This window comes from Caldimonas sp. (assembly GCF_046289365.1).
Lineage (GTDB): Bacteria > Pseudomonadota > Gammaproteobacteria > Burkholderiales > Burkholderiaceae_C > Caldimonas.
In genome coordinates, this window is record NZ_JBKBVU010000204.1 from 1 (window position 1) to 5,561 (window position 5,561).

Annotated in this window: 6 protein-coding genes; 2 read left to right on the forward strand and 4 right to left on the reverse strand. The window is 67.1% G+C overall.

Annotated elements, in window-relative coordinates; genetic code table 11:
* From ACK42S_RS15240 to ACK42S_RS15250, 3 genes are all read right to left on the reverse strand, one after another.
* Positions 1-839 (reverse strand): TRAP transporter large permease (locus ACK42S_RS15240; RefSeq protein WP_409709393.1); only part of this gene is annotated, 839 nt, incomplete at its 3' end.
* Positions 840-851: 12 nt separating this feature from the next.
* The gene (locus tag ACK42S_RS15245) at positions 852-1,424 is read right to left on the reverse strand and encodes a TRAP transporter small permease (protein ID WP_409709396.1); all 573 of its coding nucleotides are present in this window, start codon (positions 1,422-1,424) and stop codon (positions 852-854) included.
* A gap of 180 nt (positions 1,425-1,604) precedes the next feature.
* Positions 1,605-2,288 (reverse strand): TetR/AcrR family transcriptional regulator, encoded by a 684-nt coding sequence (locus ACK42S_RS15250; RefSeq protein ID WP_409709399.1) that lies wholly within the window; start codon positions 2,286-2,288, stop codon positions 1,605-1,607.
* A gap of 153 nt (positions 2,289-2,441) precedes the next feature.
* Between ACK42S_RS15250 and ACK42S_RS15255 the strand changes: the two genes are divergently transcribed.
* Both ACK42S_RS15255 and ACK42S_RS15260 read left to right on the forward strand, forming a co-directional pair.
* On the forward strand, positions 2,442-3,017 hold the full coding sequence (locus ACK42S_RS15255; protein ID WP_409709402.1) for a hypothetical protein: 576 nt from the start codon (positions 2,442-2,444) through the stop codon (positions 3,015-3,017).
* Positions 2,996-3,361 carry an ArsC family reductase gene (locus ACK42S_RS15260; RefSeq protein ID WP_409709406.1) on the forward strand — a complete coding sequence of 122 codons (366 nt, stop codon included), beginning with the start codon at positions 2,996-2,998 and terminating at the stop codon, positions 3,359-3,361. Before ACK42S_RS15255 ends, ACK42S_RS15260 begins: the two co-directional genes overlap by 22 nt.
* A gap of 57 nt (positions 3,362-3,418) precedes the next feature.
* On the opposite strand, the gene acnA is transcribed toward ACK42S_RS15260, so the two are convergent.
* On the reverse strand, positions 3,419-5,561 hold a 2,143-nt coding region (gene acnA, locus ACK42S_RS15265; protein WP_409709409.1), incomplete at its 5' end, for an aconitate hydratase AcnA.

Consider the following 5,561-nt stretch of genomic DNA (forward strand, 5'->3'; position numbering starts at 1 on the left):
AACATGATCACGGCGCTGGTGCGCGCGGCCGCGACGAAGATCGGGTAGAGCTGGCGCAGCGACAGCTCGCGATAGATCACCGTCGAGACAAACAGCGCATAGGCCGCCGCCACCACGGCCGCTTCGGTGGGCGTGAACACCCCCAGGCGCAAGCCCACCAGAATGATGACCGGCAGCATCAGGGCCCACAGCGATTCGCGCAGCGCCACGCGAATCTCGCGGGCCGATTTGCGAGGCGGCGGCACGATGCTGTCTTTGCGCACCAGCCACCACCAGGTGCACCACAGCGCCGCGCCCAGCAGCAGGCCCGGCACGATGCCGGCCATGAAGAGCTTGGCGATGGACACGTTGGCCGCCACGCCGAAGATCACGAAGCCGATGCTGGGCGGGATGACCGGGCCGATGATGCCGGCCGAGGCGATCAGGCCGCCCGAGGTGGCTTTGTCGTGTCCGGCCTTGACCATCATCGGCAGCAGCAAGGCCGTGAGCGCGGCAGCATCGGCCACCGCCGAGCCCGACAACGCCGCCATCAGGCAGGCGGCCATCACCGCCACATAGCCCAGGCCGCCCTTGACATGGCCCACCAGGGCCAGGGCCAGGTTGACGATGCGCTGCGACAGGCCGCCGACGTTCATGATCTCGCCGGCCAGCATGAAGAAGGGAACGGCCAGCAGCGGAAAGCTGTCGGCGCCGTTGATGAGGTTTTGCGCGAGGATCTGCGCGTCGAAGAGGTCGAGGTGCCACATCATCGCCACCCCGCTGACCAGCAGGGCAAAGGCGATGGGCACGCCCAGCGCCATGGCGCCGAGCAGCGACAGGAGGAAGACGGCCACGGTCATCGAAGAGCTCCTTCAGCGCGCCCGGGAGGTGGTACCCGCACCGCGAGGATCGGCTGTGTGCAGGCGCTGGTGTTGAGCGAGGTCCTCGGACTCCGCCACCTGCACCAGGTCGGCATCGGTGAGCCGGCCGCGCAAGGCTTTGAGGAGATCGAGCACCAGCAGCACGGCGGCAGAGATGGCGAACACCACGCCAGGGGCGTAGAACCAGCCCATCGACAGGCCGGAGACGGGGGCTTGCACGTCCCAGTTGATGCGCAGTTGCTGCCAGCTCCCCTCGAAGACCAGCCAGCAGATGGCAAGCATCAGCCCATGGCCCAGCACCAGGCAGGCTTTCTTGCCGGAGCGCGGGAGCAGGGCCACGACGATGTCGGTGCCCAGGTGGCCCTTGTCCTTCAGCGCGACGATCGCGCCCAAGAAGGTCACCCACACAAACAGCCAGCGTGACAGTTCCTCAGACACCGTGATGCCGGAGTTGAAGGCGTAACGCAGCACCACGTTGCCGAACACGAGCAACACCATCGCGGCCAGGAAGGCGGCGATCAGGCCGTCGAGCACACGGCAGTAGCGATCGATGAGTCGGTTCACCCGCGGTTCTCCTGTGAGGCCCGGCCTGCCACGCAGCGCACCGGGCCGGGAGCCGCCGCCCGACCGGGCAGGAGTCGGGCGCCAGTCATGATCGAATAATGTACGAACTGGTTAGTTTTTCATTAGGGACTTACCCGCAATCCTCGCCCCCTTGGCGAGCAGGCGGTCGCCATGGCCTGCCTATTTGCGGACGTAGCGGACGATGAGGTCAACGATGCTGGCGCGCCGGGCGGCCAGGGCCTCGGGCGAGGCCATGTCGCGTTTGAAGATCAGCGAAAAGGTGTGCCGGTTGGACACGTTGAAGAAGCACAGCGCGCTGATCGACATGTGCAGATCCACCGGGTCGAGGTCGTCGCGGAAGACCCCGGCCGCGCAGCCGCGCTCGTAGACCGTGCGCACGGCATCGATGGCTGGCACGTTGAGCTGCTGGATCGTCTGGGACTGCGCCAGGAATTCGCCGCGGTGGATGTTTTCATTCATCACCAGCCGGATGAAGTCGGGGTTGGCGTTTTGATAGTCGAAAGTGAAGGCCACCAGGGTGCGCAAGGCCTCCTCGGGGGGCAGGTCTTCCAGGTGCAGTTCGCTCTCGATGTGGCGGATGCGGCGGTAGGCCTCCTCCAGCACGGCGATGTACAGGCCTTCCTTGCTGCCGAAGTAGTAGTAGATCATCCGCTTGCTGGTGCGCGTGAGTTCGGCGATCTCGTCGATGCGCGCGCCGGTCAGTCCCTTGGCCGCAAACTCCCGGGTGGCCACCTCCAGGATGTCCTGCATGGTGCGCTCCGGGTCGTTCGTACGGGGGCCGGCGGCCGGCTTGCGCGCCGGCCTCGACGAGGCCGAAGCGGGTGCACGGACCATTTCGTTCACTGGGGCGCGAGAAGGCATGGGCGATGGGCGCAGACGGAGGAGTCATGATTATCGTCGGCGTCGACGCATCGGCACGGGCCGGAACCGTCGTGTGGCACGGCCGTCCAACGAAAGCCCGTGTCTGCCCGCCCTTCAACCCACTGGATGTGCATGATGAAGCTTCCTCCCGTTCCTGCCGCCGGGGCGCGGCGCGCGGCCGCCGGCCTGGGGCTGGCGCTGGTCGGGGTGCTGGTCGGCTGTGCGTCGGGCTACGATCCCGGCCCGCTGGGCCCCGGCGCCAGCGAGGCCGAGCTGCGCGCCCGCATGGGGGCACCCACCGGCGAGCATCTCGGTCCCGATGGCCTGCGCCGGCTGGAATACGCCCGCGGATCCTACGGCCGGCACACCTACATGATCGACCTCGACGCCCAGGGGCGTGTGAGTCGATGGACCCAGGTCCTGGCCGAGCCGCATTTCAACGCGCTGCCCACCGGCATCACCCGCGCCGAGCTGCTGTACCGGCTGGGTCGCCCCTCGGAGGAACGACGCATCCCGCGCCGCAACGAGATCGTCTGGTCTTACCGCTACGAATCGCCCTTTTGCCAATGGTTCCAGGTGAGTCTGGACGTCTCCACGCAGCGGGTCACGGAAACCGGGTATGGTGTCGATCCCTTGTGTGATGTGGCTGACGAAGAGGCCCGCTTGTTCCTGCGCAGCGGCGCGTCGGCATGGACCCTGACCGGACGATGATCAAGCTCTACGGCATTGCCAACTGCGACACCGTGAAGAAGGCACGGCGCTGGCTCGATGAGCACGGCGTGGCCTACCAGTTCCATGACTTCAAGAAGCTGGGGGTTCCCGAGGACCGGCTGGAGCATTGGCTGGCCGCCGTCGGCGCCGAGCGCCTGCTGAACCGCCAGGGCACGACCTGGCGCCGCCTCGACGCCGCAGCCCAGGCGCGGGCGCTCGATGCGGCAGGCGCCCGCGCGCTGATGCTCGCGCAGCCCAGCGTGATCAGGCGACCCGTCGTCGAAGCCGGCGCGCGCGTGCTGGTGGGCTTCGACGAATCAGCCTACGCCAGTCTCACGCGCTGACGCGCGCGATGCGGCGTCCACGGCCGGGGCGGGCCGGCCTGCGGCGTGGCCCGGGGCTCAGGCTGCGAGCAACTGCCGCAGCACGTAAGGCAGGATGCCTCCGTGCTGGTAGTACTCCACCTCGATCGGGGTGTCGATACGAAGCCGCACCGCCACCTCCTGGCGGCTGCCGTCGGCGCGCTGGATCACCAGGGTCACATCGGCCTGGGGCCTGAGCTCGCCACCGATGATGATGTCGATCAGCTCGTCGCCCTGGAGACCCAGGCTCTCCCACGAATCGCTGCCCTTGAACTGCAACGGCAGCACGCCCATGCCGACCAGGTTGGAGCGGTGGATGCGCTCGAAGCTGCGGGCCACCACGGCCCGGATGCCCAGCAACTGCGTGCCCTTGGCGGCCCAGTCGCGGCTCGAGCCGGTGCCGTACTCCTCGCCGGCGAAGATCACCGTGGGCGTGCCCTGGGCAAGGTACTTCATCGCGGCGTCATAGATGAACATCTTCTCGCCGCTGGGCTGGAAGAGGGTGAGCCCGCCTTCCTCGCGTGAGCCGTCAGGCAGCGGCGGGATCATCAGGTTCTTGATGCGCACGTTGGCGAAGGTGCCGCGCATCATCACCTCGTGATGGCCCCGGCGCGAGCCATAGCTGTTGAAGTCGGCCTTGAGCACGCCGTGTTCCTTCAGCCACTGCCCGGCAGGTGAGCTTTCCTTGATCGAGCCGGCCGGCGAGATGTGATCGGTGGTGATCGAGTCGCCGAACAGGGCCATGATGCGTGCGCCCTTCACTGAGGCATCGCTGGCCCGGGGCGTCAGCGTGAAGTCGCGGAAGAAGGGGGGTTCGGCGATGTAGGTGGACTTCGGCCAGTCGTAGACATCGCCTTTGGCGCCTTCGATCTGGTTCCACAGCTTACCGGGCTTGGCCCGAACCTTCTCGTAGTTCTCCTTGAACGCCTTGCGGTCCATCGCGAACTTCATCAGCGCGTAGACCTCGTCGCTGCTGGGCCAGATGTCACCGAGGTAGACATCGCGCCCGCCTTTGCCCTGGCCCACCGGCTGGGTCATCAGGTCGCGTGTGACATTGCCGGCGATCGCATAGGCCACCACCAGCGGGGGCGAGGCCAGGAAGTTGGCCTTCAGGTTGGGGTGGATGCGGGCCTCGAAGTTGCGGTTGCCCGAGAGCACGGCCGCGCACACCAGGTCATTGCGGGTGATGACCTCGTTGATCTCGGGGGCCAGGTCGCCGGCATTGCCGATGCAGGTGGTGCAGCCATAGGCGGCCACGTGGAAGCCCAGCTTTTCCAGGTAAGGCAGCAAGCCGGCCTTTTCGAGGTACTCGGTGACGATGCGCGACCCCGGGGCCAGCGAGGTCTTGATGTGCGGCGCCACCTTCAGGCCGGCTTGCACCGCCTTTTTGGCCAGCAGGCCCGCAGCCAGCAGCACACCCGGGTTGGAGGTGTTGGTGCACGACGTGATCGCGGCGATCAGCACGTCGCCGTTGCGGATCTGCAACCCGTTGGTCGTGGTGTAGACCTGGCCGAGCTTGTCGGCCGGCTGGTTGAAGCCATTGGCCTCGATGGGCTTGCTGAAGAGTTCGGTGAACTTGGCCGACAACTGGCCGATCTCGATGCGGTCTTGCGGGCGCTTGGGGCCGGCCAGGCTGGGGGCGACCGTGCCCAGATCGAGCCTGACGACCTTGGAGTACGTGATGTCGCCACCGGCGAAGTCCTGCGTGCCCGGGACGCCGAAGAGCTTCTGGGCCCGGAAGTAGGCCTCGAAGGCTTCGATCTCGGACTTGGTGCGGCCGGTGCCACGGAAGTACTCGATGGTCTTGTCGTCGACGGGGAAGAAGCCCATCGTGGCCCCGTACTCCGGTGCCATGTTCGCGATGGTGGCCCGGTCAGGCACCGACAGGCTGCGCGTGCCCTCACCGAAGAACTCGACGAACTTGCCCACCACCTTCTCACGGCGCAGGATCTCGGTGACCGTGAGCACCAGGTCGGTGGCGGTGACGCCCTCGCGCAACCGGCCGGTCAGCTCGAAGCCCACCACGTCGGGCGTGAGGAAATAGACCGGCTGGCCGAGCATGCCGGCCTCGGCCTCGATGCCGCCCACGCCCCAGCCCACCACGCCGATGCCGTTGATCATCGTCGTGTGGCTGTCGGTGCCCACGAGCGTATCGGGCACGGCCACCGGCCCTTGTGCGTCT